At 61.8% G+C, this 477-nt stretch carries 1 protein-coding gene; it reads right to left on the bottom strand.

All coding sequences use genetic code 11. From position 1 onward, the window contains the following. On the bottom strand, positions 1-477 hold a 477-nt coding region (locus AC066S_RS39180; RefSeq protein ID WP_478271957.1), incomplete at both ends, for a type IV secretory system conjugative DNA transfer family protein.

Below are 477 nucleotides of genomic sequence, written 5' to 3'. Positions count from 1 at the left end.
CGTGGCGAACGTCACGCGCACGTGGCAGTTGTCCAGAATCGAATGGTTCTGCCCATACGCCTTGTCGATCTGGTTGAGCGACTGCGCGATGAGAAAGCTGCGGATGCCATAGCCCGCCATGAAGGCCAGCGCCGTCTCGAAGAAATCCAAACGTCCCAAGGCCGGGAACTCGTCGAGCATCAACAGCAGCTTGTGGCGGCGCTCAATGCCGTCGCTGCCATCGAGCGATTCAGTGAGCCTCCGCCCGATCTGATTGAGAATCAGGCGGATCAGCGGCTTGGTGCGGCTGATGTCCGAAGGCGGCACCACCAGGTACAGCGACACCGGATGCTCGGCCGCGATCAGGTCAGCGATGCGCCAGTCGCAGCGCGAGGTGACTTCGGCCACCGTGGGATCGCGGTACAGGCCGAGGAACGACATGGCTGTGGACAGCACGACAGAACGCTCGTTGTCGCTCTTGTTCATGACTTCACGCGC

The organism is Bradyrhizobium sp. CFUWI (assembly GCF_056429085.1).
The sequence above is the reverse complement of the archived record's forward strand: the minus strand, read 5'-3'. Positions and strand labels throughout refer to the sequence as shown.